Annotated in this window: 24 protein-coding genes and 1 tRNA gene; 17 read left to right on the plus strand and 8 right to left on the minus strand. The window is 66.1% G+C overall.

Going from position 1 to position 23,303, the window contains the following annotated elements:
• Positions 1 to 13: 13 nt before the first annotated feature.
• The 3 genes from QFZ23_RS03050 to QFZ23_RS03060 form a co-directional block, all read right to left on the minus strand.
• Positions 14 to 973 (minus strand): helix-turn-helix domain-containing protein, encoded by a 960-nt coding sequence (locus QFZ23_RS03050; protein WP_306920467.1) that lies wholly within the window; start codon positions 971 to 973, stop codon positions 14 to 16.
• 154 nt (positions 974 to 1,127) lie between these two features.
• Positions 1,128 to 2,225, minus strand: a complete 1,098-nt coding sequence (locus QFZ23_RS03055; protein WP_306920468.1) for a D-TA family PLP-dependent enzyme — start codon at positions 2,223 to 2,225, stop codon at positions 1,128 to 1,130.
• Positions 2,226 to 2,295: 70 nt separating this feature from the next.
• A complete protein-coding gene (locus QFZ23_RS03060) occupies positions 2,296 to 2,886 on the minus strand; it encodes a TetR/AcrR family transcriptional regulator (protein WP_306920469.1) in 591 nt (196 codons plus the stop codon).
• Between the two features lie 121 nt (positions 2,887 to 3,007).
• Here QFZ23_RS03060 and QFZ23_RS03065 point away from each other — a divergent pair, with 121 nt between their 5' ends.
• Complete coding sequence (locus QFZ23_RS03065; RefSeq protein ID WP_306920470.1) at positions 3,008 to 4,924, plus strand: primary-amine oxidase; 1,917 nt, start codon at positions 3,008 to 3,010, stop codon at positions 4,922 to 4,924.
• Positions 4,925 to 4,933: 9 nt separating this feature from the next.
• Positions 4,934 to 5,389: a hypothetical protein gene (locus tag QFZ23_RS03070; protein ID WP_306920471.1), complete on the plus strand. Its 456-nt coding sequence runs from the start codon at positions 4,934 to 4,936 to the stop codon at positions 5,387 to 5,389.
• Between the two features lie 28 nt (positions 5,390 to 5,417).
• On the opposite strand, the gene QFZ23_RS03075 is transcribed toward QFZ23_RS03070, so the two are convergent.
• A complete protein-coding gene (locus tag QFZ23_RS03075; protein ID WP_306920472.1) occupies positions 5,418 to 5,969 on the minus strand; it encodes a flavin reductase family protein in 552 nt (183 codons plus the stop codon).
• 261 nt (positions 5,970 to 6,230) lie between these two features.
• On the opposite strand from QFZ23_RS03075, the gene pstS reads away from it, so the two are divergent.
• From pstS to pstB, 4 genes are all read left to right on the plus strand, one after another.
• Positions 6,231 to 7,352 (plus strand): phosphate ABC transporter substrate-binding protein PstS, encoded by a 1,122-nt coding sequence (gene pstS / locus QFZ23_RS03080; protein ID WP_306920473.1) that lies wholly within the window; start codon positions 6,231 to 6,233, stop codon positions 7,350 to 7,352.
• 123 nt (positions 7,353 to 7,475) lie between these two features.
• Positions 7,476 to 8,408 (plus strand): phosphate ABC transporter permease subunit PstC, encoded by a 933-nt coding sequence (gene pstC / locus QFZ23_RS03085; protein ID WP_306920474.1) that lies wholly within the window; start codon positions 7,476 to 7,478, stop codon positions 8,406 to 8,408.
• Complete coding sequence (pstA, locus tag QFZ23_RS03090; RefSeq protein ID WP_306920475.1) at positions 8,409 to 9,518, plus strand: phosphate ABC transporter permease PstA; 1,110 nt, start codon at positions 8,409 to 8,411, stop codon at positions 9,516 to 9,518.
• Positions 9,519 to 9,601: 83 nt separating this feature from the next.
• Positions 9,602 to 10,381 (plus strand): phosphate ABC transporter ATP-binding protein PstB, encoded by a 780-nt coding sequence (pstB, locus tag QFZ23_RS03095; RefSeq protein WP_306920476.1) that lies wholly within the window; start codon positions 9,602 to 9,604, stop codon positions 10,379 to 10,381.
• 130 nt (positions 10,382 to 10,511) lie between these two features.
• Here pstB and QFZ23_RS03100 read toward each other — a convergent pair whose 3' ends face one another.
• The 3 genes from QFZ23_RS03100 to QFZ23_RS03110 all read right to left on the minus strand — a co-directional run bounded on the left by QFZ23_RS03100 (position 10,512) and on the right by QFZ23_RS03110 (position 13,063).
• Complete coding sequence (locus QFZ23_RS03100) at positions 10,512 to 11,528, minus strand: inorganic phosphate transporter (protein WP_306920477.1); 1,017 nt, start codon at positions 11,526 to 11,528, stop codon at positions 10,512 to 10,514.
• A 1-nt stretch (position 11,529) separates the two neighbouring features.
• Positions 11,530 to 12,147, minus strand: a complete 618-nt coding sequence (locus QFZ23_RS03105) for a DUF47 domain-containing protein (protein WP_306920478.1) — start codon at positions 12,145 to 12,147, stop codon at positions 11,530 to 11,532.
• 256 nt (positions 12,148 to 12,403) lie between these two features.
• Positions 12,404 to 13,063, minus strand: coding sequence for a hypothetical protein (locus QFZ23_RS03110; protein ID WP_306920479.1), 660 nt, complete (start codon positions 13,061 to 13,063; stop codon positions 12,404 to 12,406).
• Between the two features lie 234 nt (positions 13,064 to 13,297).
• Here QFZ23_RS03110 and QFZ23_RS03115 point away from each other — a divergent pair.
• Positions 13,298 to 13,370 (plus strand) — tRNA-Lys (locus QFZ23_RS03115).
• A 72-nt stretch (positions 13,371 to 13,442) separates the two neighbouring features.
• Here QFZ23_RS03115 and QFZ23_RS03120 read toward each other — a convergent pair.
• On the minus strand, positions 13,443 to 14,783 hold the full coding sequence (locus QFZ23_RS03120) for a glutamyl-tRNA reductase (RefSeq protein WP_373427918.1): 1,341 nt from the start codon (positions 14,781 to 14,783) through the stop codon (positions 13,443 to 13,445).
• Positions 14,784 to 15,266: 483 nt separating this feature from the next.
• On the opposite strand from QFZ23_RS03120, the gene QFZ23_RS03125 reads away from it, so the two are divergent.
• The 10 genes from QFZ23_RS03125 to QFZ23_RS03170 all read left to right on the plus strand — a co-directional run bounded on the left by QFZ23_RS03125 (position 15,267) and on the right by QFZ23_RS03170 (position 23,267).
• Positions 15,267 to 16,274, plus strand: coding sequence for a LacI family DNA-binding transcriptional regulator (locus tag QFZ23_RS03125; protein WP_306920481.1), 1,008 nt, complete (start codon positions 15,267 to 15,269; stop codon positions 16,272 to 16,274).
• A gap of 82 nt (positions 16,275 to 16,356) precedes the next feature.
• On the plus strand, positions 16,357 to 16,914 hold the full coding sequence (locus QFZ23_RS03130) for a cysteine hydrolase family protein (protein ID WP_306920482.1): 558 nt from the start codon (positions 16,357 to 16,359) through the stop codon (positions 16,912 to 16,914).
• Between the two features lie 107 nt (positions 16,915 to 17,021).
• The gene (locus QFZ23_RS03135; RefSeq protein WP_306920483.1) at positions 17,022 to 17,324 is read left to right on the plus strand and encodes an urease subunit gamma; all 303 of its coding nucleotides are present in this window, start codon (positions 17,022 to 17,024) and stop codon (positions 17,322 to 17,324) included.
• 8 nt (positions 17,325 to 17,332) lie between these two features.
• Entirely contained in the window at positions 17,333 to 17,710 is a 378-nt protein-coding gene (locus tag QFZ23_RS03140; protein WP_306920484.1) for an urease subunit beta, read from the plus strand.
• Positions 17,707 to 19,467 carry an urease subunit alpha gene (gene ureC, locus QFZ23_RS03145; protein ID WP_306920485.1) on the plus strand — a complete coding sequence of 587 codons (1,761 nt, stop codon included), beginning with the start codon at positions 17,707 to 17,709 and terminating at the stop codon, positions 19,465 to 19,467. Before QFZ23_RS03140 ends, ureC begins: the two co-directional genes overlap by 4 nt.
• Positions 19,468 to 19,476: 9 nt before the next feature.
• The gene (gene ureE / locus QFZ23_RS03150; RefSeq protein WP_306920486.1) at positions 19,477 to 19,953 is read left to right on the plus strand and encodes an urease accessory protein UreE; all 477 of its coding nucleotides are present in this window, start codon (positions 19,477 to 19,479) and stop codon (positions 19,951 to 19,953) included.
• Positions 19,934 to 20,614, plus strand: coding sequence for an urease accessory protein UreF (locus QFZ23_RS03155; protein WP_306920487.1), 681 nt, complete (start codon positions 19,934 to 19,936; stop codon positions 20,612 to 20,614). The genes ureE and QFZ23_RS03155 overlap by 20 nt, the downstream gene beginning before the upstream one ends.
• Positions 20,615 to 20,626: 12 nt before the next feature.
• Positions 20,627 to 21,244, plus strand: a complete 618-nt coding sequence (gene ureG, locus QFZ23_RS03160; RefSeq protein WP_306920488.1) for an urease accessory protein UreG — start codon at positions 20,627 to 20,629, stop codon at positions 21,242 to 21,244.
• Positions 21,245 to 21,393: 149 nt separating this feature from the next.
• On the plus strand, positions 21,394 to 22,224 hold the full coding sequence (locus tag QFZ23_RS03165; RefSeq protein WP_306926632.1) for an urease accessory protein UreD: 831 nt from the start codon (positions 21,394 to 21,396) through the stop codon (positions 22,222 to 22,224).
• Positions 22,224 to 23,267 (plus strand): HoxN/HupN/NixA family nickel/cobalt transporter, encoded by a 1,044-nt coding sequence (locus QFZ23_RS03170; RefSeq protein WP_306920489.1) that lies wholly within the window; start codon positions 22,224 to 22,226, stop codon positions 23,265 to 23,267. Before QFZ23_RS03165 ends, QFZ23_RS03170 begins: the two co-directional genes overlap by 1 nt.
• The last annotated feature ends 36 nt before the right edge of the window (positions 23,268 to 23,303 follow it).

Raw genomic sequence — 23,303 nt, forward strand, 5'->3', positions numbered from 1 at the left:
CTCCGCGTTGGGTCTAGGCGCCGCGCCGCCAGTCGCTGGGTGATTCGCCGAAGGCGTCCCGGAACGTGCGGCTGAAATGCGCGGCGTCCAGGAATCCCCACCGTGCTGCCACGGCTCCCACGGAGGTGCCCGAGTGCAGCGGGTCCCTGAGGTCCCGGCGGACCCGTTCCAGCCGGCGGCTCCGGATCCAGCTGGCAACCGTGCTGCCGGATTCGTGGAAGACGTTGTGCAGGTGGCGGGTCGAAATAAAGTGCGCCGCGGCAATGCTGGCCGGCGACAGCTGCGGGTCAGCGAGGTTCGCCTCAATGTAGTCACGGACCGACGTCGCCAGCACCGCCTGGGGCTTCATGCTGTCCGCAGCCAGGTCCAGTTCCGAATGGAGCATGGTGGAGACGAGGTCCAGGGTGTTGGCCGCGAGCCGGGAACCGCTCGGCCCGCTGAGTGCCTCCAGGTTGCCGGCGAGCTGCGTGATGAATGGCCCCACAATGCCCGCCAAGCCCGACTCGCTGGCCAGGCGGACTGCCGACAGCTGTCCCACATAGTCCGGCGGCAGCGACAGGGAATCGTGCGGGAACATGACCACCATCATGCGGGCCTGCTCTTCGAACGCCAGCGTGTACGGGCGGTTGGTGTCATAGATGGCCAGGTCGCCGGGGCGGAGCACCGCCTCGCGGTTGTCCTGGATGAGGAGCCCGGTGCCCTCCAGCTGGAGGTTGAGCTTGAAATAGCGCTGGTTGGACTGCGCCAGAAGTGCCGGTGTGCGGTGGACGCTGTGGCCCGAAGCCGAAACTTCCACGATGCAGGTGCGGTCCAGCACCCTGGAGCGCATGCGGCCGCGGAACTGCTCGGGCCGGTTCGTTTCGGCGGCCAGCGGCACAAAGGACTGCGCTACGAGGTGCCTCCAATGGTCAAAGGAGGCGGCCACGCTGGAGGTGAGGCTCTGGTTCGCGGGGCGGATGGTGGTTGCTGGCATGAACGCTCCTGACGCCGGTCGGCTGTCTGTTGGCGGGTCCCCCACACTGTGTCCTGGAACACAGTCATTTCAGGTTAGCGGCGAAATTCTGCCCTGTCATCTTTTTTCAACATATGGCGAAAAAAGATTCCGTGGACAAAACCGGCCGAGCCCCTTACTTGTTCTTGCCCCGGGCTGCCACCACCCAGCGGTCCACGAGCGCGCCGCCGCTGACCACGGCGACGTCGTCCACCAGGTTCATTGCGAGGCACACGTGGTTGGGGATAACGCGCAGCCGGTGCCCGATGGCGGGCGCAGTCGCGGGATCGGGCCATTCGACAGTTGCGTGGTGCTCCGACAGTGCTGTGATCCGGGCATCGGGGTGGTCCAGCAGCCGTCCGAAGCCGCTTGCCCACGCGGGCCGGTCGCTGCCGAGAATCTTGCTGCCGGCGTCGATGATGAAACGTGCCGGACCGCCCGCGGGGATTGCATGGTGGCTGACCACGGTGGCCGCCACCGTCAGTGCGATGTCCTCGGCGGCGCACCGCCCCAACTCCAACTGCTGGGCGTCGCCAAAGACGTAGACGCCCGGGCGCACCTCGGTGGCAGCCGAATTTCCGGTCAGCATCGCCGTCGGGGTGGAGCCGCCGCTGCGGCAGATGGTGTCGAATCCTGCCGCGGCAAGAACCTCGGACGCCCGGTTCAGGGCCTGCTGCTCCTGCCTGGCCGCCTCGACCGGCATGCCCGGTGCGTAGCTGTGTCCCGGGAAGGTGAAGACTCCCGCGAATTTCAGTCCAGCGCGCGCTGCTGCTTCGGCGACCGGAACGACGGATTCCGGATGGACGCCGCTGCGGTGGTGGCCGCTGTCGACTTCCACGAGGGCGCTGATGCTCCCCGCGGCACTTCCCAGTCCGGATCCCAGCGTGGTTGCTCCCTCCACGGAGTCCACGCCGACGGCGATCTGCGCAGTTTGCGACAGGCGCCGAAGCCGCTCTGCCTTCTGCGGCGAAATCCAGAGGGGGTAGGCGATGAAGAGGTTGCCAACTCCGGCAGCCGCGAACACTTCAGCTTCGCCGATAGTGGCCACCGTCAGTCCGGAGGCTCCGGCTGCGATCTGGCGGACGGCGATTTCGGGAATCTTGTGCGTTTTCGCATGCGGGCGCAGGCTCAGGCCGCGTGCCCGGACGGCTGACGCCATCCGCTCGATGTTCCGGTCGAGGATGTCGACGTCAATCATGATGTCCGGCGTATCGATTTCCTGCGGGATGGTCACTGCCGGCGTCTCCTGGTTGTAGGTCGGTTCCTGCGGTCCGGGCCGGTCCGCGGAGTGTGGGGTCCTAACGCTAGCGGGTCAGCAGGGAAAGGAAGCCCTCAAGCTGCCCGTCCAGGCCGAGCTCCGTCTGGCCCTCGGGAAGCAGTGCTGCTGCGATCTGGGCGCCCAGCAGCATGTTGAGCAGCTGGCCGGCCAGGCTGTCGTCGTCGACGGCGGTACTTACGTCTCCGCTGTCCCTGGCCTCCGCCAGGTGGCGCCGGATCGCATCCAGCCACTGCTGCATCGATTCGCGGTGGATCTGCGCCTTGCCGGGATCGTTGATGGCCTTCTGCCAGAAGGGGATGACGATGCGGGCTTCATTGATCCGTTCCTCATCCAGCGGGAGCACTTCGAGGCAGAAGGCCCGCAGGGCTGCCAGCCCCGAAAGCCCCGAGGTGACTTCGGCGATGCGCTCGTTGGTCCGGTTGAAGACGTGCCCGAACGCGAAGGTCAGCAGCGTGTCCTTGGTGGGAAAGTACGGCTTGAGGGCGCCGTTTGCGAAGCCCGCCTCGGTGGCGATTTCCCGCATCGTGGCGCTTTCAATGCCCATCTGGGCGATGATCCGCCAGGTTGCATCGACGAGTTCCAAGCGGCGCTCGTCGTGGTCAACAATCTTTGGCACGCAGCCGCTCCCCAGAAAATATTTTCGCCCAGACTCTTGTGAGCTATCTTACGTTCGCTTATTCTCTACAACTATAGAAAATAAAAATCCGACCCACCAGGGTCCCGGACAAAAGGCCGCTATGACGCTCTCCATCACAGAAACAGCCAGCCCGTTCCGCCTTGCCTCAGCCGCGGACATCAGTGCGGTGCAGGGCATTCTTCGCTCCGGCGGCCTCCTTGGCCCGGAGAAGCGCATTGCCTACCTGGGCCTCCTTGACCCTGCCCGCGGCACCGGCAGTGAGTCGGAAGACCGGCGGTTTCGGGTCTTTCTCCACGACGTCTCCGGCGCCCGGCCCCAGGACGTCACTGTCTCGGTCACCAGCGGCACGGTAGTCTCCGCCGTCGAACTCGACACCGCGGCAACCGGCGAACTGCCGGTTTTGGAAGAGGAGTTCGAGGTGGTTGAGCAGCTCCTGGCCGCCGACGAGCGGTGGCTGAAGGCCCTGGCCGCACGGAACCTGGACGTCAGCAAAGTCCGGGTTGCACCGCTGTCCGCCGGAGTCTTCGGGTACGCGGAGGAGAAGGGCCGCCGGATCCTTCGCGGGCTCGCCTTCGTACAGGACTTCCCCGAGGACAGCGCCTGGGCCCACCCGGTGGACGGGCTGGTGGCCTACGTGGACGTGGTCAGCAAGGAAGTCACCCAGGTCATTGACCTTGGCCCGGTGCCAGTCCCGGCAGAGCACGGCAATTACACCGATCCCGAGCTCACGGGCCCGCTCCGCACCACCCAGAAGCCCATCAGCATCACCCAGCCCGAAGGCCCCAGCTTCACGGTGACCGGCGGCAACCACATCGAGTGGGAAAAGTGGAGCCTGGACGTCGGCTTTGACGTCCGCGAGGGCGTGGTGCTGCACAACATCGGCTTCCGGGACGGGGACCGCCTCCGGCCCATCATCAGCCGCGCGTCGATCGCCGAGATGGTGGTGCCTTACGGCGATCCGTCCCCGATCAGGTCATGGCAGAACTACTTCGACACGGGGGAGTACCTGGTGGGTCAGTACGCCAACTCCCTGGAACTGGGCTGCGACTGCCTCGGCGACATCACTTACCTCAGCCCCGTCATCAGCGACACCTTCGGCAACCCCCGCGAGATCCGCAACGGCATCTGCATGCACGAGGAGGACTGGGGCATCCTGGCCAAACACAGCGACCTCTGGTCCGGCATCAACTACACCCGCCGGAACCGCCGCATGGTGATCTCCTTCTTCACCACCATCGGCAACTACGACTACGGCTTCTACTGGTACCTCTACCTCGACGGCACCATCGAATTCGAAGCCAAAGCCACCGGCGTAGTCTTCACGTCCGCATTCCCGGAAGGCGGCTCGGACAACATCTCCCAGCTGGCCCCGGGGCTGGGAGCGCCGTTCCACCAGCACATCTTCAGCGCCCGCCTGGACATGGCCATCGACGGCTTCACCAACCGGGTGGAGGAAGAGGACGTGGTCCGGCAGGCCATGGGCCCGGGCAACGAGCGCGGCAACGCGTTCTCCCGGAAGCGCACCGTGCTGACCCGTGAGTCGGAGGCAGTCCGCGAGAGCGATGCCCGCACCGGCCGGACCTGGATCATCTCCAACCCCGAATCCCGCAACCGCCTGGGAGAGCCGGTGGGCTACAAGCTGCACGCCCACAACCAGCCCACCCTGATGGCCGACCCCGAGTCCTCCATTGCGCGCCGGGCCGCCTTTGCCACCAAGGACCTGTGGGTCACCCGCTACGCCGAAGACGAGCGCTACCCGACCGGCGACTTCGTCAACCAGAACTCCGGCGGCGCGGGTCTTCCCTCCTACATCGCCCAGGACCGCGACATCGACGGCCAGGACATCGTCGTGTGGCACACCTTCGGCCTGACCCACTTCCCGCGCGTGGAGGACTGGCCCATCATGCCGGTGGACACCGTCGGCTTCAAGCTCCGCCCCGAGGGCTTCTTCGACCGCAGCCCCGTCCTGGACGTCCCGGCAAACTCCAGCCAGTCCGGCTCCCACTGCCACGGCTAGGCTCACGCCGTGACCGCAGTGCATTCCCGTGCCGTCTCTGCGGTGACCGCCGCGTCCTGCATGGTGCACCTGTGGCTTGTGGCCGGAAACCACCACGGACCGTGGCTGGGCGTCGTGATGCTCGCGATGGTCGGGGTTTGCCTGCCATGCGCCGTGCACCTGTGGCGCGGCGGCCGGGAGAAGGCCCTGCGGCAGGTGATGGGCTGCGCCCTGGCCATGACTGCATTGCACGCCGTCCTGCTGCTGGGCGCCCCCGCCCTTTCCGGGAGTGGCGCGCCGGGCCACTCCCATGCCGAAGCGGCGGCGGCGCCTGGTGCGGGTTTCATTGGGACGGGCTCTTTGGGGTCGGGCGCCGAAGGCTTGCTGGCCGTCGTTGTCCTGGAAATTACGACGGCGTTCCTCGCCGCGACGCTGCTCGCCCGCCTTCGCTCCGTCCCCCGGACTGCGGCTGTCGCGCGCCCGTGAGCCGGACAGGGGCAGGAACGTGGCGGGTTTACGGTGCCAGCCGGCGGAACTCCGAGCCGAAATGCACCAGCGGGTCCGGCGCCTCCGACGGTTCCGCGCCGCTGCCCATGGCCTCCACCTCGCCCACCACCAACAGATGCGTGGCGGCAGGATGGACCGACACCGTGCGCAGCTCGAAGTAGGCGAGGCAGCCGTCGATAATCGCGGATCCCGTGGCCGGCCCGCGCCGGAACGGGACCTGCGCAAGCAGCCCGTGCAGCGGTGTCCCCGGACTGGCCAGCCACGTCGCCGTGCCCTGGTGCTTGCCGGAGAGCACGCTCAGGGCCCAGGTGCCCGCCTCTTTCACGGCCTCGCCAATGCGGGATTCCGCGTACAAGCTGACCAGCATCGTGGGCGGATCGTAGGATACCGGGAGGAAGCCGCTGACCGTGGCGGCATAGTCACGGTTCCGCACCCGGGTGGAAACCACCGCGACCCCGGCAGTGATGTCCGAACTCAGCCTGCGGTACAGGTCCACGTCGGCGTCCGACGGCGGCCCCTCACCCAACTGGCGCGCGTCCAGCGGCCCTGAAGTTTCCATGAGGCCCATCGTGCCATGTGTGGCCCTTGTTGAAGCTGTTAAGAGTGTGGCGGTAGCACTACGACTGTGGCGAAGCCAAAGCAATGGCAACCCAGCATGTGTAAGCCAATGGCCCGCCGTCGTTAACCCTGCGTTCACCTCGGACCCCAAAACTTGTTACCTGCGGCCCATACCTTCAGTGAAGGTACAAAAAGTACGCATCGCTCGTTCGGACGTCTCCGGTCCGCACCGCATCGAAAAACCCTGGAAGGGGTACACCCAGTGAAGGCACTCCGCTTCGGCCGCCACGCGGCAATCGCTGTTATCGCCGCTGGCGCACTCGCGCTCACCGCCTGTGGTTCAGACAATGCCACGAACACCGCCCCGGCCGGCAGCGCCTCCGCCGCCGGTACCAAGGTCACCGGCACCCTGACCGGCATCGGCTCCTCCGCGCAGGGCGCGGCCATGGATGTCTGGAAGACCAACTTCGCCTCCGCCAACCAGGGCGCCACCGTGCAGTACTCCCCGGACGGCTCCGGCGCCGGGCGCAAGGCCATCCTCGACGGTTCGGCACAGTTCGCCGGTTCCGACGCCTACCTGAAGGACGAGGAACTGGCTTCGGCCAAGAAGGTCTGCGGCCCCGAGGGTGCCATCGAGATCCCCGTCTACATTTCGCCGATCGCCATTGCCTTCAACCTGCCGGACATCACCGAGCTGAAGCTGGACGCCCCCACGGCGGCCAAGATCTTCCGTGGCGAGATCGCCAAGTGGAACGACCCCGCCATCGCAGCACTGAACCCGGACGCCAAGCTCCCTGACCTCGCCGTCACCCCGGTGAGCCGCTCTGACGACTCCGGCACCACCAAGAACTTCACCGAGTACCTCTCCGCTGCGGCTCCCGATGTCTGGAAGGACAAGGCCGACGGCATCTGGCCTGCATCCCTCAAGGGCGAGAACGCCAAGGGCACGTCCGGCGTCGTCAAGACCGTCACCGACACCCCGGGCGCCGTGACCTACGCCGATGACTCCGCCGTTGGCGGCAAGCTGGGCATCGCCCAGATCAAGGTCGGTTCCGAGTTCGTCAAGATCTCCCCGGAAGCTGCCTCCAAGGCAGTCGACGCCGGCAAGGCTGTTGAAGGCCGCGCCGACACCGACGGTGCCATCAAGCTTGACCGCACCACCACCGAGGCCGGCGCCTACCCGGTGGTCCTGGTTTCCTACCACATCGTCTGCTCCACGTACGACAAGCAGGAAACCGTTGACCTGGTCAAGGCTTTCGAGACCTACGTAGTTTCCGAAGAGGGCCAGAAGGCTGCCGCCGAGTCCGCCAAGTCGGCTCCGATCTCCGCCGCCCTGGCCGAGAAGGCCGTCAAGGCCATCGATTCCATCAAGGTCAAGTCGTAACGTTTGACCCTGAACGCCGAGGTTCCCCGCCCAGCCGCCAGGCAGGGCGGGGAACCTAGCCGTGTAAAGCGCGGTTTCAGCACGATTCACATCTGACGCATCAACAACACCGAAGGGCCGGGTATGACCACCACCTCCCTGACCAGTTCCCGAGGCGCCGGCCGCGCCGGGGACAAAGTCTTCTCCGGAGCGGCCCTCGCGGCAGGCTGCCTGATCCTTGCCGTACTGTTCGGCGTGGCGCTCTTCCTCGTCATCCAGGCGATTCCCGCCTTCACGGCCCCCGCAGCGGACATCCAGGGCGGCGAGGGCTTCTTCGCCTACATCTGGCCGATCGTCGTCGGCACGCTCATTGCGGCCATCATCGCCCTGGCCATCGCCACGCCGGTGTCCATCGGCGTCGCCCTCTTCATCTCGCACTTCGCCCCGCGCGGCCTCGCGTCCGGCCTCGGCTATGTGATCGACCTGCTCGCCGCGATCCCGTCCGTCATCTACGGTGCCTGGGGCGCCGCCTTCCTGGCCCCCCAGATTTCGCCCGCCTACGGCTGGCTCGCCGCGAACATGGGCTGGCTGCCCATCTTCCACGGTCCGGCCTCTGCCACGGGCAAGACCATCCTGACCGCCGGGATCGTGCTGTCCGTCATGGTGATCCCCATCATCACGTCGCTGTCCCGCGAGATCTTCCTCCAGACCCCCAAGCTGCACGAGGAAGCAGCCCTTGCACTGGGCGCCACCCGCTGGGAAATGATCAAGATGTCGGTGCTGCCCTTCGCCCGCCCGGGCATTATCAGCGCCGTCATGCTGGGCCTCGGCCGCGCCCTGGGTGAAACCATGGCCGTGGCGCTCGTGCTGTCCTCCGGCGCACTGACCGCCAGCCTGATCCAGTCCGGCAACCAGACCATCGCCGCCGAGATCGCCCTGAACTTCCCCGAGGCCAGCGGCCTCAAGGTGAGCACGCTGATCGCTGCGGGCCTGGTCCTGTTCGTGATCACCCTCGCCGTCAACATGATCGCCCGGTGGATCATCAGCCGGCACAAAGAATTCTCGGGAGCCAACTAAATGACCTCCACCCTGACCCCGGTCCGCAAGCGGTCCGCCCTGACCAAGGGCCAGCTGCCCAAGTACGCCCCTTACGTGGTCCTGGGCGTCGCGCTGGTCCTCGGTGCCGCCATCCTTGCCCTGATCGGATTCAATGCCTTCGGCTGGGGAGTGGTCACCGCCATCCTGTTCGCCGCAGGACTCGTCGGATGGAGCGCCGCCGTTGAGGGCGCGCGCAAGGCCAAGGACAAGCTCGCCACCTGCCTCGTAGTGGGCGCCTTCCTGATCGCCCTGCTCCCGCTGATCTCCGTCATCTGGACCGTCATGGTCAACGGCATCCCGGGAGTGCTCAAGCCCGGCTTCCTGGGGACCTCGATGAACGGCGTCACCGGTGTGTTCGACAACCGGGCGGCGGATGGCACCGGGCCGGTCATCGGCGGCATCTACCACGCGCTCGTGGGCACCGTGCAGATCACCCTGCTGGCCACCGTCATCTCCGTTCCGGTGGGCCTGCTGACGGCGATCTACCTTGTCGAATACGGCAATGACCGCCCGCTGGCCCGCGCCATCACATTCTTCGTGGACGTCATGACCGGCATCCCGTCCATCGTCGCCGGCCTCTTCGCTGCTGCGTTCTTCTTCGCGGTGGTAGGGCCCGGCACCAAGACCGGCGCCGTCGCCGCGGTCGCACTGTCCGTGCTGATGATCCCGGTGGTGGTCCGCTCCAGCGAGGAAATGCTGAAGATCGTGCCCAACGAGCTCCGCGAGGCCTCCTACGCGCTGGGCGTCCGCAAGTGGCGGACCATCCTCAAGGTGGTCATTCCGACGGCGATCTCCGGCATTGCGTCCGGCGTCACCCTGGCGATCGCCCGGGTTATCGGCGAGACGGCACCCATCCTGGTGACTGCCGGGTTCGCGACGAGCATCAACAAGAACGTGTTCGGCGGGTGGATGGCTTCGCTGCCCACGTTCATCTACACCCAGATCCTGAACCCCACCTCCCCGTCCAACCCCGATCCGTCGGCGCAGCGGGCATGGGGTGCGGCCCTGGTCCTCATCATCCTGGTGATGCTGCTCAACCTCGGCGCCCGCCTAATTGCCCGGGTCTTCGCCCCGAAGACAGGCCGCTAGGCCGGCCCGCCATACCGGATCGTATTTCGGCTCGAGTAGCCGGGCTCTAGACTTCATTTCATACGAGCAAGTTAAGGAACATCATGTCCAAGCGCATCGACGTCAAAGACCTGAACGTGTACTACGGCAATTTCCTGGCCGTGGAAGACGTCAGCATCAACATCGAGGCCAAGTCCGTCACGGCGTTCATCGGCCCCTCGGGCTGCGGCAAGTCCACCTTCCTGCGCACGCTGAACCGCATGCACGAGGTGCTGCCGGGCGCCCGCGTTGAGGGCGAGGTGCTGCTCGACGGCGACAACCTGTACGGGCCAGGCGTGGACCCGGTGACCGTGCGCTCCCAGATCGGCATGGTGTTCCAGCGGCCCAACCCGTTCCCCACCATGTCCATCCGGGACAACGTCCTGGCCGGCGTGAAACTGAACAACCAGAAGATGTCCAAGGGCGAGGCCGATGCCCTGGTGGAGCGTTCCCTGCAGGGCGCCAACCTGTGGAACGAGGTCAAGGACCGCCTGGAGAAGCCGGGCTCGGGACTGTCCGGCGGCCAGCAGCAGCGCCTCTGCATCGCCCGCGCCATTGCCGTGGAGCCGCAGGTGATCCTCATGGATGAGCCGTGTTCCGCGCTGGACCCGATCTCCACCCTGGCCGTTGAGGACCTCATCGACGAGCTCAAGGACCAGTACACCGTGGTCATCGTGACCCACAACATGCAGCAGGCTGCCCGCGTCTCGGACAAGACGGCGTTCTTCAACATCGCCGGCACCGGCAAACCGGGCAAGCTCATAGAGTTCGCCGAGACCAGCACCATCTTCAACAACCCGAGCCAGAAGGCCACCGAGGACTACGTCTCCGGCCGCTTCGGATAATCCCCAGCCGCACCCCAGGCTCGCGCGCTCGCCCGGGGACCCCTGCGGCTGTGGGCCCACCCACAGTCAAGTGCTCCGCAACGGCCCTTTTGAACGCTCAGAAGGGCCGTTGTTCAGCATTCGATGAGTGTTAGGCGGCGATGAGCGGGGAGAGTGCCAGCTCGAGGACGAAGGCGCCCGCGGCCGTGGCTGCCGGCGTCAGGACCCACAGCGACAGGATCCGGATCACCAGTTTGCGGTGGCTGGTGGCGAAGTGCTGGTTTTCGCCTGCGCCGAGCACGGAGGACGTCACCGTGTGGGTGGTGGAAAGGGGCCAGTGCAGCCCGATGGCGCCAATAAACAGCAGGAGGGCGCTGAAGCCCTGGGCCACCACACCGCGCAGCGGATCGATCCGGGTGAGCCGGTAGCCAATGGTGTGCGAGATGCGCCAGCCGCCAAAGAGGGTGCCCACCGTAATCATGGCCGCGGACAGCAGCGCCGCCCACAGGGGAAGCGAGCCGCCGTCGGAGTAGCCGGCGGCCAGCAGCGCCAGGATGAGTACTGCGCTGATCCGCTGGCCATCCTGCAGCCCGTGGCCAAAGGCCACGGCGCCGGCGGCAATGGACTGGGCGGCCCGGAACCGCTTGTTGACCACGTTCGGCTGGGCATAGCGCGCAGCCCAGGTAACGGGAAACACCAGCAGGTAGGCGGCGACGAAGGCAACAACAGGCGAGAGGGCCAGGGGGAGGACCACCTGGAACAGGAGCGACTGGTCCACACCGCCCACAGAGTTGCCGCCCACCACCACGCTGGCGGTTCCGGCGCCCGCCAGTCCACCTACCAGGGCATGCGTGGAGGAGGAGGGAACGCCCCGCCACCACAGGAAAATGCCCCAGGCGCACGCGCTGGCGAGGCCCGCGGCGATGATGGTCAGGCCGCTGTCCCCCGGCGGAAGAATAACCCAGTTCTGGCTGATGGCCACCGCCAGCGCGGCGCTTAGAAGGGAACCTATGAGGTTGAAAAGGGCGGCCAGCAGGACGGCGACGGTGGGGGTCAGGGCGCGCGTGCGCACGGCCAGGGCCACAGACGTGGACACGTCCCGGAAGCCGTTGATGAAGGCAAATGCCGCGCTAAGGAGCACCACCAGGGCGAAGATGAACAGCGTCACCTCATGATTCCTTGACGATGATGCTGCCCACCTGGGTGGCGATGCGGCGCATGTCCTTGGTGACGTCGACCAGCTGGTTGGCGATGTCCCTGTGCCGGGCGTATTGCGTGGACTTCATGTCCTTGAGCATGTCCGCGACCCATATGCGATGGGTCCGTTCGGCCCGTTTGGCCAGGCGCAGGACCTCGATCCAGTAATCCTCAAGGTCGTCCAGGTTGTTCAGCCGGCGCATGGCGTCAGCTGTCAGTTCGGCCTGCCTGCTGATGATCTCCAGCTGGTCGGCGGCGCGCTTGGGCAGCCGGTCCAGGTTGTAGAGCGCCACCAGCTCGGCCGCGGCATCCAGCTTCTCAATCGCTTCGTTCAGGCTCTGCGACAGGGCGTACATGTCTTCGCGGGGGAGCGGATTCACAAAGCTGGTGCGCATGTGCGTCAGCAAGGCGAAGTGCAGCTCCGCCGACTTCGCCTCATGGTTGTGCATGTCCTCCACCAGCCGGTGGTGTTCTGTGGCCGGCGCGCCCAGGATTTCCGCCATGGTGGCGCTGGCAAACACGATCTGCCGGGCCAGCTGCGAAAGAAGGTTCAGGCCTGCGGGCTCCTGGGGAAAAAGGCGCAGCTTCATGAGTACCGGTCTCCGGAGGATCGTCAGGGCGGGACGCCGCGGGAGTTCTTGACTTGACGTCCGAGCCGCAGCTAGTCAGTACTTTACCGGCACCTGCGTTGGGGCATAAGAATGGTGCCGAACCGGATACGCCTCTCGGCGGTAGGCCGCTCTAGGCGGCTAAATGTTGAAGCCCGGGGGTTTCGCGGTTCGGCACCTATTTCAGTCTTCTACTTTGGCTGGGCCAAGTCAACATTGACAGATCGGGCCTGATGGGTCAGTCCAGCTCACCCAGCCGCCACGCGTTGGCGGCGTGTTCCAGGTCCTCTGCGGTCTTGACGAGCAGGTGGGAGTTCCGTGTCAGCTTGCGCGCGTGGCTCTCGTTTGAATGTTCCGCGCCGTCCGCGAGCGTGGCCTGGCCCAGCGCCACCACGCGGCAGAACGCGGCGGACCGCTCCAGCGCTACGTCGAAGTCGCCGTCGAAGGCCCCGGACAGGATGGCGTCGGCCATGTTCTTCATTTCATCGGCGCCCGGTGGCTCGGCCGCGCCGGCCACCACGTTGGAGACCTGGGCGGTGTCCTTGCCCGCCTTGAAATAAACGGAGATGCGCTCGGGATCCTGCACCGTTGCCGCGCGGAGGGCATACAGCCGCCACAGCGCGCCGGGCAGCGAGCGAGCCGGGCTTTCGGCCCACATTTCCGCTATTGCCTCAAGGCCCTGCTCGTCGGCCAGTTTGACCAGCCGTTTGGTGATGACGGGATCATCGCTGTCCCGCCCGTGGCGCACCAGGGCCTGGGCGGCCAGGTGCGCAGCTTCCGAGACACGCGCCGGATCGGCGCCGCCTGCGAAAGGTTCGAAATCAATGGGCGCAAAAGGCTTCGGTTTGTGGTGCCGCTCCGCCCCGCCCGGGCCGCTGGTTCCTGCTTTCTGGCTCATGGTCCCACGCTACTCCTGCATGGAACCGGAATCGAGCGTCCCTTGCAGCGCCCGGCCCGTCCCACACCGGCAGCCGGAAACCCTGCTATCTCCCGCAAAGACACGTTCGACGACGGCGGCGGGGCGCCGTGCTGAAGTCACCACCGTCTGGGGTACAGTATTAAACGTCCAGAAATGGACGGGAACTGTTTCGCGTTTGCAGGCTGTTGAAGTCCGCATTCCAGCAGGCAGTTTGGGCCTTTAGCTCAGTTGGTAGAGCATCGGACTTTTAATCCGTGGGTCGTGGGTTCGATCCCCACAGGGCCCACTCTTTTAGCGAAGAGTGGAAAGTCCCCGGCTTCCTGGCAACAGGAAGCCGGGGAATTTTTATTTGCGCCGGCTAGCTCGCTGCCGGCAGGGTGTCCTCCGGGGCCAGAAGGCCCTGACACTCCCGTGCCGGGCAGCCCAGCGGGATCTTTTCTGTTTCTACAGCCGGGCCGGTTTCCTTCCCGTTGGCCGCTTCGACGCCCGCCGTCACGTCCAGCCCGAACAGCGTTTCAAGGGCAGCGGTGTATTCGTCCGGCCGGCCGGCTGCCGCCAGCTCGCGCGCCCTCGAGGTGGGCACGTGCAGGAGTTGCCGCACCACCCGCCGCAGGGCGAATTCCACCGCTTCCGCGGTGGCCGTGCAGCCGTGCTGGTTCTTCACCCGGGCCACTTCACCCGCCAGTACCGACTGCATGTGTTCGCGCAGCGCCACGATCGCCGGATCAAGGAGCCGCACCTGCCGGTCCTCCTCGAAACGCAGGGCGGCTTGCCGGACCAGTTCACCGGCATGCCGGACGACGTCGGTTTGTTCACGCGGCGAAGCCAGCCTGACATGCTCCAGCGTGATGAGGTCAAGCCCGGGCAGTTCGCCCGCTTCCGGTTCGAAGTCCCGGCTGAGGGCGAGGTCGACGACGACGAGCGGAGCGCCAGCGCCCTTCCGAAAGGCGCGAAAGTCCTCTGAGCTGAGCCTGGGGCCGCGGCCGCTGCAGCCGATCACCACATCCGCTCCGCGGACGGCAGCGGGCAGATCCTCAGAGGTCAGGCCGGTGGCACCCCGGGCTGACGCAAAGGCCTCGGCCCGTCCGGACCAGGAAAACACGGCCACCGCCGGGCACGCCCTTGCCGCCAGGAGGGCAAGGGTGGATCCGGCGTAGGCGCCGGTGCCGATGACCACCACGGACAGGCCGGACAGGTCCTGGCATCCCAGCTTTGAGAGGGCCAGGTCCAGGGCAACGGACACCATGGAGCGGCCGGCCTCACCCAGGGCCGTCAGCGATCCAACTTCGCGGGCGGCACGGGAGGCTGCCTGGAAGAGCCGGACCAGTGATCCGCTGGCCGCTCCGGCCTCCTGGGCCGAGGCAAGCGAGCGGCGCAGCTGCCCGACGATTTCCCGTTCGCCTACCACTGCCGAGTCAAGGCCGGCCCCCACCGAGAAGAGATGCTCGGTCATGGCCGTGCCGCTCAGGCAGTCCAGGGCCCGGCCAAGTTCCTCGCGGGAAATACCCGAGCATGCGCTGATGAGACCCAGCACGCGCCTCCTGGTGATGTCCGGATCCGCGGCCGGGGTGACGTCGCAATAGACCTCGAACCGGTTGCACGTGGCAAGCACAACTGCTCCCGCGACGCCGTCCAGGTTCGCGATAACGTCCGAAGTGATGCGGACGGGTCCCGAACCGAGCCGGGCCAGGAACTCCAGGCCGGATCCCCGGCCTTCGGCACCGCCAACCGGTTCGGGACCCCCGTCTCCGCACCGGGGAACGGAACCCCGGTACGGTGTGCGGGCATGATGGGAAACCACAAGAGCAAACTGCCGTTCTGACGGGGGTAATCCCTCGATGGACCCCCCTGCACCGTGCAACAATTCGGCCCCCTTCCGCCGCAACGTTCCCCACCCTGTCCTGCCGCGCCCCTTGGTGGCCGCCCGGGGTGGTGGCCGCCGCTTAACGCTTAAGAGGTCACCGCTTCCGGACCGGTCCCGCCGGTGGCCGCCGCTTATGGGGGACACCGCCGGTTGTCGCTGGGACCAGACGCCGTTGCCTGGCCCCAGAGCCAAGAGACCTTGCAGAAAGGGTGCGGGACCCACCTTGGGAAATTCTTGACGGGCGGGGCGGCCTGCATTCTGCAACGATGTACCGGAGAGAGATGTCCGAGGGGGGTGTCTGCCGCGAAAGGACCCTGCATGGCCGTGACAATGAACGATGTTGCCCGTGCGGCCGGAGTTTCCCTGAAAACCGTGTCGAATGTGCTCAACAACTATGAGTTCATCAGGCCGGCCACCCGGCAGAAGGTGCTGGACGCAGTCGCCGAGCTTGGCTATGAGGCCAACCTGACGGCGCGGAGCCTGCGTTCCGGAAAGTCCCGCATGCTGGGCCTGGTGGTGTCCGACCTCTCCGTGCCGTATTACGCGGAGCTCGCTTCCAAGCTCATGACGGTGGCAGCCGCCCGGGACTACCGCGTCCTGGTCGAGCAGTCTGCGGCGACCAGGGCCAACGAGCTCACAGCCCTGCAGGGATCCCTGAGCCAGCTGACGGACGGCCTCTTGTTCACGCCGCTGGTGCTCGACGCGGACGCGGTGGCCGCCGCCCGCCGCGGCACCAAACCCCTCGTGATGCTCGGAGAGCACATCGACGACCCGCGGTTCGACCTCGTCACCATGAAGAATGTCGGCGCGGCCAGGGCCATGACGGCCCACCTGCTGGCGGGAGGCCGGCGTCGTATTGCAGTGATCGGTGCCTCTCCCGGGGACCGTGCCGGTTCGCCTGGACTTCGGCTGGCCGGATACCGGGAGGCGTTGGCCGACGCGGGGGTGGACTTTGATCCGGCCCTTATTGTTCCGTCGGAGTGGCGCCGTGACGGTGGTTCGTCGGCGGTGGCCAGGCTCCTCGACAGCGGCCAGCCGTTCGACGCCGTCTTTGGACTGAACGACGTCCTGGCTTTGGGCGCGATGCACGAACTGCTGCTCCGCGGGGTCAGGGTGCCCGAAGACGCAGCCGTGGCCGGGTTCGACGACATCGATGAAGCGCGGTTCTCGTCCCCGTCGCTGACCACTGTTGCACCCGGCATGAACGAGATCGCCGAGCGGTCCGTGCAGCTGCTGATCGACCGGATCGAGGGGGCCGAGAAGGCCGCCGAAGGCACGCATGTGGAAGCACAATTTGAACTGCGGATCCGTGCCTCCGCACCGTAAATTTGCAGCCCGGGTTTCGCAGGGTCCCCGAACGGGTACGTCACCGTCACCGGCACCGGCACAGTGAACGAAAGGTGCACCCATGATTGCCCTGCTCATCATCGACATGCAAAACGCCTACTTCGAGGCGCCGGAACTGGCAGCCCAGCAGGAGCGGCTGGTCAGCGCCTGCAACACGCTCCTTGAGGGCTTCACGTCCAGTGGGTACAAGGCGCTGCTGGTTGGCACCGAGCACGAGCGGGATAAATCCACATGGACGCTGAACATGCTCGACGACGACCAGGGCTTCATTTTCCGGGGCAGCAAACAGGCGGAGGCTGTGCCAGGCCTCGTCACCGACGGCCTGCCACAGCTAAGCAAGACGCGGGACAGCGCCTTCGTGGGCACCAACCTGCTGTCCCGGCTGCGGAACTGGGGCGCCGATGAAGTGGTGCTGGCGGGCGTCTCCACGCACAACTGCATTGCCCAGACCGGAGCGGACGCCTTCGCCCACAACATCCGCGTCACGTACGCGGAGGACGCCATGGCGTCGGAGGACAGCCAGGACGCAGCGGACATGCTGCGCATCCTGTCCACCACCTACCGCCAGCCTGTCCAGTCGAGCAATGAGATCCTCGCCCGGCTCAGCGGAGGCCGTTGAAAGGCGCGGCCGCTGGGGGGCGGACCTGACATTTCTGAAATGTGGCGGAAACGAACGCGGTTTAGTCTGGGTCCCACGCCGACCCGCTGGCCATTGAAGGGATCCTCATGCATCTGCTGCCCCGTGAGCAGGAAAAGCTCATGATCGTGGTCGCCGCCGACCTCGCCCGCAGGCGGCAGAGGCGCGGACTCAAACTTAACTACCCCGAAGCCGTGGCTATCATCAGCTATGAACTCATCGAGGGTGCGCGGGATGGCCGCACCGTGGCTGAACTCATGAGCTACGGCACCACGCTGCTCAGCCGCGACGACGTCATGGAGGGCGTGCCGGAGATGATCCACGACGTCCAGATCGAAGCCACCTTCCCTGACGGCACCAAGCTCGTCACCGTCCACAACCCCATCCGATAGGGGGCGCCATGATTCCCGGAGAGTACGTCCTGCGTCCTGAACCGCTGGTCATCAACGCGGGCCGGGAGGCGATCGACGTTGTCGTCCATAACACCGGTGACCGGCCCGTGCAGGTGGGCTCGCACTACCACTTCGCTGAGGCGAACCCGGCGCTGGAATTCGACCGGGGCGCCGCCTATGGGCGGCGCCTGGACATCCCCGCCGGCACCGCCGCGCGGTTCGAACCGGGCGACGGGAAGACTGTCCGGCTGATTCGGCTGGCCGGCAGCCGGGAGGTTTACGGCCTGAGCAACGCGGTGAACGGCAGCCTCGGCGCTGACCGGGACACCACTGACCGGGACGCCACTGACCAGGACGGCGTTGACCGGGAAGGCGGACACCAATGAGTTTCGAATTGTCCCGCAGACAGTATGCGGACCTTTACGGCCCGACGACGGGCGATGCCATCCGTTTGGCGGACACCGACCTGTTCCTTGAGATTGAGAAGGACCTCACGAACTACGGCGAGGAAGTGGTGTTCGGCGGCGGCAAGGTCATCCGGGACGGCATGGGCCAGAACGGCCAGGCCACCCGGGACGGGGACGTCCAGGGGGGAGCCGTGCCGGACAGTGTCATCACCAATGTGGTGGTGCTGGACCACACCGGGATCTACAAGGCTGACGTCGCACTGAGGGACGGCCACATCTTCCGGATCGGCAAGGCCGGAAACCCGCAGATTGCCGATGGCGTGGACATTGTCATCGGCGCGAGTACAGAGATTATCGCGGGCGAACGCAAGATCCTCACCGCCGGGGGAGTGGATACACACATCCACTTCATCTCCGCGGACCAGGCCGCCACGGCCCTCTGCAGCGGCGTGACCACCATGGTGGGCGGCGGTACGGGACCGGCCGAAGGCACGAAGGCCACCACCGTCACTCCCGGAAAATGGCACATTCAGCGCATGCTGCAGGCCGCGGAAGGGCTTCCCGTCAACATCGGGCTGCTCGGCAAGGGCCACGCTTCCACCGTCGAGCCGCTGGCCGAGCAGATCCGTGCTGGCGCGGTGGGCCTCAAGGTCCACGAGGACTGGGGTTCCACCACGTCCTCGATCGACACCTCGCTGAAGGTGGCGGACGAGTATGACGTGCAGGTGGCCATCCACACGGACACGCTGAATGAATGCGGCTTCGTGGAGGACACCATCCGGGCCATCGGCGGGCGCGTCATCCACACGTTTCACACCGAAGGCGCCGGGGGCGGCCACGCGCCGGACATCATCAAAATCGCCGGCCGGCCAAACGTGCTTCCCGCCTCCACTAACCCCACGCTGCCCTACACCCGTAACACCATCGAAGAGCACCTGGACATGCTCATGGTGTGCCACCACCTCAACCCGGACATTCCCGAGGACGTGGCGTTCGCCGATTCCCGTATCCGCGCGGAGACCATCGCGGCCGAGGACGTCCTGCAGGACCTCGGCATCTTCGCCATCACGTCGTCGGACTCGCAGGCCATGGGGCGCGTGGGTGAGGTGATCACCCGCACCTGGCAGGTGGCGGACAAGATGAAGAAGCAGCGCGGCGTCCTGAAGGACCCCGACGGCGGGGCGCACGGTTCCGCTGCCGGTCTGGGCGCGGAGAGCGACAACTTCCGCCTCAAGCGGTACGTGGCGAAGTACACCATCAACCCGGCCATCGCGCAGGGGATGGCGGACTCCGTCGGCTCAGTGGAGGAAGGCAAGTTCGCAGACCTGGTGCTCTGGGATCCCGCGTTCTTCGGTGTGAAGCCCGAGCTGGTCCTCAAGGGCGGCCAGATCGCCTACGCCCTGATGGGCGACGCCAACGCGTCCATCCCCACACCGCAGCCGCGCACCATGCGCCCCATGTTCGCCACATTCGGCAAGGCCCTGCAGCAGTCCTCCATCACCTTCCTGTCCCAGGCCGCGATTGACGCCGGCGTGCCGGACGAACTTGGCCTGGAGAAGGTCATCCGGCCTGTCTCGGGTGTCCGGACCCTGACCAAGGCGGACCTGAAGTACAACGACGCCACGCCTGACATCCAGGTGGACCCGCAAACGTACGCGGTGACTGTGGATGGCGAAGAGATCACCTGCGAACCCTCGGACATTTTGCCCATGGCGCAGCGCTACTTCCTCTTCTAGGAGACTCAGATGATCATCGAGAAAGTCCTCGGCAACCTGCACGAGCAACCCGCGGAGTCTTACATCGGCGTGCACCGGGAGAAGGTGGTGCTGCCCAGCGCCCAGCTGGTCAAGCGCATCCAGCGCGTCACCACAGACCACGGCAACGAAATCGGCATCCGGCTTCCAGCGGGATCGGCCGACCTCCGGGACGGCGACGTGCTGCACCTGGCCGAAACCAACATGATCGTGGTTTCCGTGTTGCCCACCGACGTCCTGGTGATCGCCCCACGGGCCATCCACGAGATGGGCACTGTGGCGCATTCCCTCGGCAACCGGCACCTGCAGGCGCAGTTCTTCGACGAAGCTTCCGAGTACGGTGCCGAAGTCATGGTGTGCCAGTACGACCACACCGTCGAGGACTACCTCAAACACGTCGGAGTGCCCTACGACCGCCAGCAGCGCGTCATGCCAGTGCCTTTCCGCCATGCTGAACACAGTCACTAGCTACCAGCTCGCGCTTCGGCAGCTGACCGATTCCGCGCTCCCTACAGGGGCTTTTGCGCACTCCCTTGGCTTCGAGACCTACATCGACCGCGGGTTGGTCCATGACGAGGAGTCCTTTGGGTTGTGGCTGGGGGCGTTCCTTTCGCAGCAGCTGACTTATTCGGATGCACTCGCCATGCGGTTCCTGTATGACGGCGCTCCTGTGGCTGAGCTGGATGGGCTGCTGACCGCGCAGCTCTTGCCGCGGCAGGTGCGGGAGGCCAGCATCAAGATGGGGAACCGGCTGCTCGAAATCGGCACCGAAGTGTTTCCCTCGGCCGAGCTGTCGGAGTACCGGGCGCTGGTGAGCGGGGGCCGGGCTGCCGGCCATCAGCCGCTGGCGTTCGCCGTCGTCGCCCGTTCACTTGGGGTTCCATCGGCTGAGGCGCTCGCCGCGTACCTTTTCGCCACGGTCACGTCCCTGACGCAGAACGCCGTCCGCGCCATCCCGCTCGGGCAGACCGCCGGACAGCGCGTGCTGCGGAACGCTCACGACGCCGTTGCTGCCGCCGTCGAGCGGACCGCCCGCCTGGCGCCGGACGACTTCGGGGCGGTCAGCCCAGGACTGGAGATTTCACAGATGAGGCATGAGCGCCAGCGTGCCCGCATGTTCATGAGCTAGCAGGAGGACAACATGACTGAACCAATCAAGATCGGCATCGGCGGCCCCGTCGGCGCCGGAAAGACCCAGCTGGTGGAACGGCTCACGCGCCACATGAGCGCGGAAATTTCCATGGCCGCCATCACTAACGACATCTACACGATCGAGGACGCCAAGATCCTCGCCGCCAACGGCATCCTGCCCGAGGACCGCATCATCGGCGTCGAAACCGGCGGCTGCCCCCACACCGCCATCCGCGAAGACACGTCGATGAACACGGCCGCCATCGAGGAGCTCAAACAGCGGCACCCGGATCTGGAGGTGATATTCGTGGAGTCCGGCGGCGACAATCTCTCCGCCACTTTCAGCCCCGAGCTGGTGGACTTCTCGGTCTACATCATCGACGTCGCGCAGGGTGAGAAAATCCCGCGGAAGGCCGGCCAGGGCATGATCAAGTCCGACCTCTTCATCATCAACAAGACAGACCTCGCCCCGCACGTCGGCGCCGACCTCGCCGTCATGGAACGGGACTCGCGCGAGTTCAGGGGCGCCAAGCCGTTCTGCTTCACCAATCTCAAGACGGACGAAGGCCTCGAGCACGTCATCGAATGGATCCGGCGCGATGTCCTGATGCTCGACCTGGCCCAATGAGCACGAGGGCGGCAACTCAGGTGGTCACCTCATCGGCGGCCGGGCTGGGTCCGGCGGCTTCGCCGGATTTGGGGCCGTGCCCGCTTCGCGGTGCCCACCACGCCGCGGCCCCAAAATCCGGCCTCGCCGCCTCAGCGCTTAAGTCGCCAATGGGGGAGCTTGAGCTGCAAGTCGCCGTGCGTGCTGGGAAGTCCTTTACGTCGCACCAGTACCATCGGGGCGCCTTGCGGGTTTTGCGGCCGCACTATCTTGATGACAGCGGGCAGGTTTGCTACGTCGTCGTGAATCCTGGCGGGGCTTATTTGGGGGCCGACCTTTACGTTCTGGACGTGGAGGTGGGTGACGGGGCCGACCTGCTGCTTACCACGCAGTCGGCGACGAAGATCTACCGGACCCCAGGATCATTTGCCGAGCAGCGTATGAGCGTCCGGCTGGGGGAGGGCTCGCGGCTGGAGCTGGCGCCTGATCAGGTCATCGCCTACCGGGAGGCCAGCTACCGGCAGAACACCCACATCACGGTACGGCCGACGTCGAGCCTGGTGATGGCGGAGGTGATCACGCCGGGGTGGTCTCCGGACGGAGCCTCCTTCCGGTACGAGGAGCTGCGGCTCCGCAACGAGATCCGCGTGGAGACGGGCGGGGACACGCGGCTGCTCGCCCTGGACAACCTGCTGGTCCGGCCGCCGCTCGACGACGTCACCGGCACCGGCTTCATGGAGGGCTACAGCCACATGGGTTCGCTGGTGGTGGTGGACGCCCGCGTGGACCAGGCGCTCGCCGACGAACTGCACCGGCTGGCCGAAAAGTTCGACGCCTACACAGGGGTCTCGCTCAGTGCCACAATGGACGGCATCACGGCCCTGGTGCTCCGGTCCCTGTCCAACAGCACCGAAAAACTCAATACGCTACTGGGTGGCTGCAGCGGCCTTCTCCGTCAACGCTGGTTTGGCCAGGCGCCCCTGAACCTCAGGAAGTACTGATGACTACCTTGACCCAGTTCGCAGCCATGTACCGCGAGCGTGAGCAATTGCCGCTCCGGACGCGCCTGCTGGCCACCTTCGGTGCCGTGGGCGTCCTGCATCTTGCCGCCGTCGTGCTCCTGGTTGCGGGCACGGCAGCGTCGGGGCAGCCGCTGGCCTTCGGACTGGTGCTCACGGCCTATCTGGCCGGCATCAAGCACAGCTACGACTGGGACCACATCGCCGCGATCGACAATTCCACGCGGAAGTTCGTGGCCCAGCGGCAGGATCCCACCAGCGTCGGATTCGCCTTCAGCCTGGGGCACAGTTCGGTGGTGATCCTGGCTGGCGCGCTGGTGGTTTCCGGAGTGTCGCTGGTGGGCAGGTTCATGACGGAGGGCAGCACCGGAAACCTGGTCCTGGGGCTGATCGGCAGCGGGGTTTCCGGCCTTTTCCTGCTGGCCATGGGGATCTTCAACGGGTCGGCGTTTCTCGGTGCCGCCCGGTCCTACCGCAGGGTCCGCGGCGGCGGAACGGTGCTTGCCGGGGAACTGGAAGCCAAAGGCTTTGTTGCCCGTCTTATGGCCCGGCCGCTGTCCAGGGTGCGGCGGCCCAGGAACGTGTACGTGATCGGGTTCCTGTTCGGGCTCGGCTTTGATACCGCCACCACCATCGGACTGCTGGTGATGACGGCGGCGGCATCCTTGGCGGGTGTTTCGCCCGTCGCGCTGCTGGCTCTGCCGCTCGCGTTCACCGCCGCCATGACGCTGTGCGACACGACGAACGGCGTTGCCATGATGCGGATGTACAAGTCAGCCGTCCATGATCCCTTGCGCAAACTTGGGTTCAACGCCGTCATCACCGGGCTCTCGGCCCTGTCCGCGCTTTTCGTCGCAGTCATAACCCTCGGCGGCTTCTTCAATGCGGCGTTCGGGCTGAAGGACCCGCTTACCGCCTGGCTGGCCGGCGTCGATCTGGGCGATGCCGGGCTGCTGCTGGTGGCGGCATTCTTGGCGCTGTGGGGCGTCGCAACCCTGCTCGCGCGCCGGAGGGCTATGTCCTAGCGCCGAGCTTCGCCCGCAGGCCGCCGATAACCACGT

It is taken from the genome of Arthrobacter globiformis, assembly GCF_030818015.1.
Lineage (GTDB): Bacteria > Actinomycetota > Actinomycetes > Actinomycetales > Micrococcaceae > Arthrobacter > Arthrobacter globiformis_C.

Bases quoted from the DNA above. Each gene is read 5' to 3' on its own strand.
- QFZ23_RS03065 (WP_306920470.1), top strand. From the start codon at position 3,008: ATGACGCTCTCCATCACAGAAACAGCCAGCCCGTTCCGCCTTGCCTCA.
- pstB (WP_306920476.1), top strand. From the start codon at position 9,602: ATGTCCAAGCGCATCGACGTCAAAGACCTGAACGTGTACTACGGCAAT.
- pstC (WP_306920474.1), top strand. From the start codon at position 7,476: ATGACCACCACCTCCCTGACCAGTTCCCGAGGCGCCGGCCGCGCCGGG.
- QFZ23_RS03130 (WP_306920482.1), top strand. From the start codon at position 16,357: ATGATTGCCCTGCTCATCATCGACATGCAAAACGCCTACTTCGAGGCG.
- QFZ23_RS03140 (WP_306920484.1), top strand. From the start codon at position 17,333: ATGATTCCCGGAGAGTACGTCCTGCGTCCTGAACCGCTGGTCATCAAC.
- ureE (WP_306920486.1), top strand. From the start codon at position 19,477: ATGATCATCGAGAAAGTCCTCGGCAACCTGCACGAGCAACCCGCGGAG.
- QFZ23_RS03165 (WP_306926632.1), top strand. From the start codon at position 21,394: ATGGGGGAGCTTGAGCTGCAAGTCGCCGTGCGTGCTGGGAAGTCCTTT.
- QFZ23_RS03125 (WP_306920481.1), top strand. From the start codon at position 15,267: ATGGCCGTGACAATGAACGATGTTGCCCGTGCGGCCGGAGTTTCCCTG.
- QFZ23_RS03075 (WP_306920472.1), bottom strand. From the start codon at position 5,969: ATGGAAACTTCAGGGCCGCTGGACGCGCGCCAGTTGGGTGAGGGGCCG.
- QFZ23_RS03050 (WP_306920467.1), bottom strand. From the start codon at position 973: ATGCCAGCAACCACCATCCGCCCCGCGAACCAGAGCCTCACCTCCAGC.
- QFZ23_RS03110 (WP_306920479.1), bottom strand. From the start codon at position 13,063: ATGAGCCAGAAAGCAGGAACCAGCGGCCCGGGCGGGGCGGAGCGGCAC.
- ureC (WP_306920485.1), top strand. From the start codon at position 17,707: ATGAGTTTCGAATTGTCCCGCAGACAGTATGCGGACCTTTACGGCCCG.
- QFZ23_RS03155 (WP_306920487.1), top strand. From the start codon at position 19,934: ATGCTGAACACAGTCACTAGCTACCAGCTCGCGCTTCGGCAGCTGACC.
- QFZ23_RS03170 (WP_306920489.1), top strand. From the start codon at position 22,224: ATGACTACCTTGACCCAGTTCGCAGCCATGTACCGCGAGCGTGAGCAA.
- ureG (WP_306920488.1), top strand. From the start codon at position 20,627: ATGACTGAACCAATCAAGATCGGCATCGGCGGCCCCGTCGGCGCCGGA.
- QFZ23_RS03135 (WP_306920483.1), top strand. From the start codon at position 17,022: ATGCATCTGCTGCCCCGTGAGCAGGAAAAGCTCATGATCGTGGTCGCC.
- pstA (WP_306920475.1), top strand. From the start codon at position 8,409: ATGACCTCCACCCTGACCCCGGTCCGCAAGCGGTCCGCCCTGACCAAG.
- QFZ23_RS03105 (WP_306920478.1), bottom strand. From the start codon at position 12,147: ATGAAGCTGCGCCTTTTTCCCCAGGAGCCCGCAGGCCTGAACCTTCTT.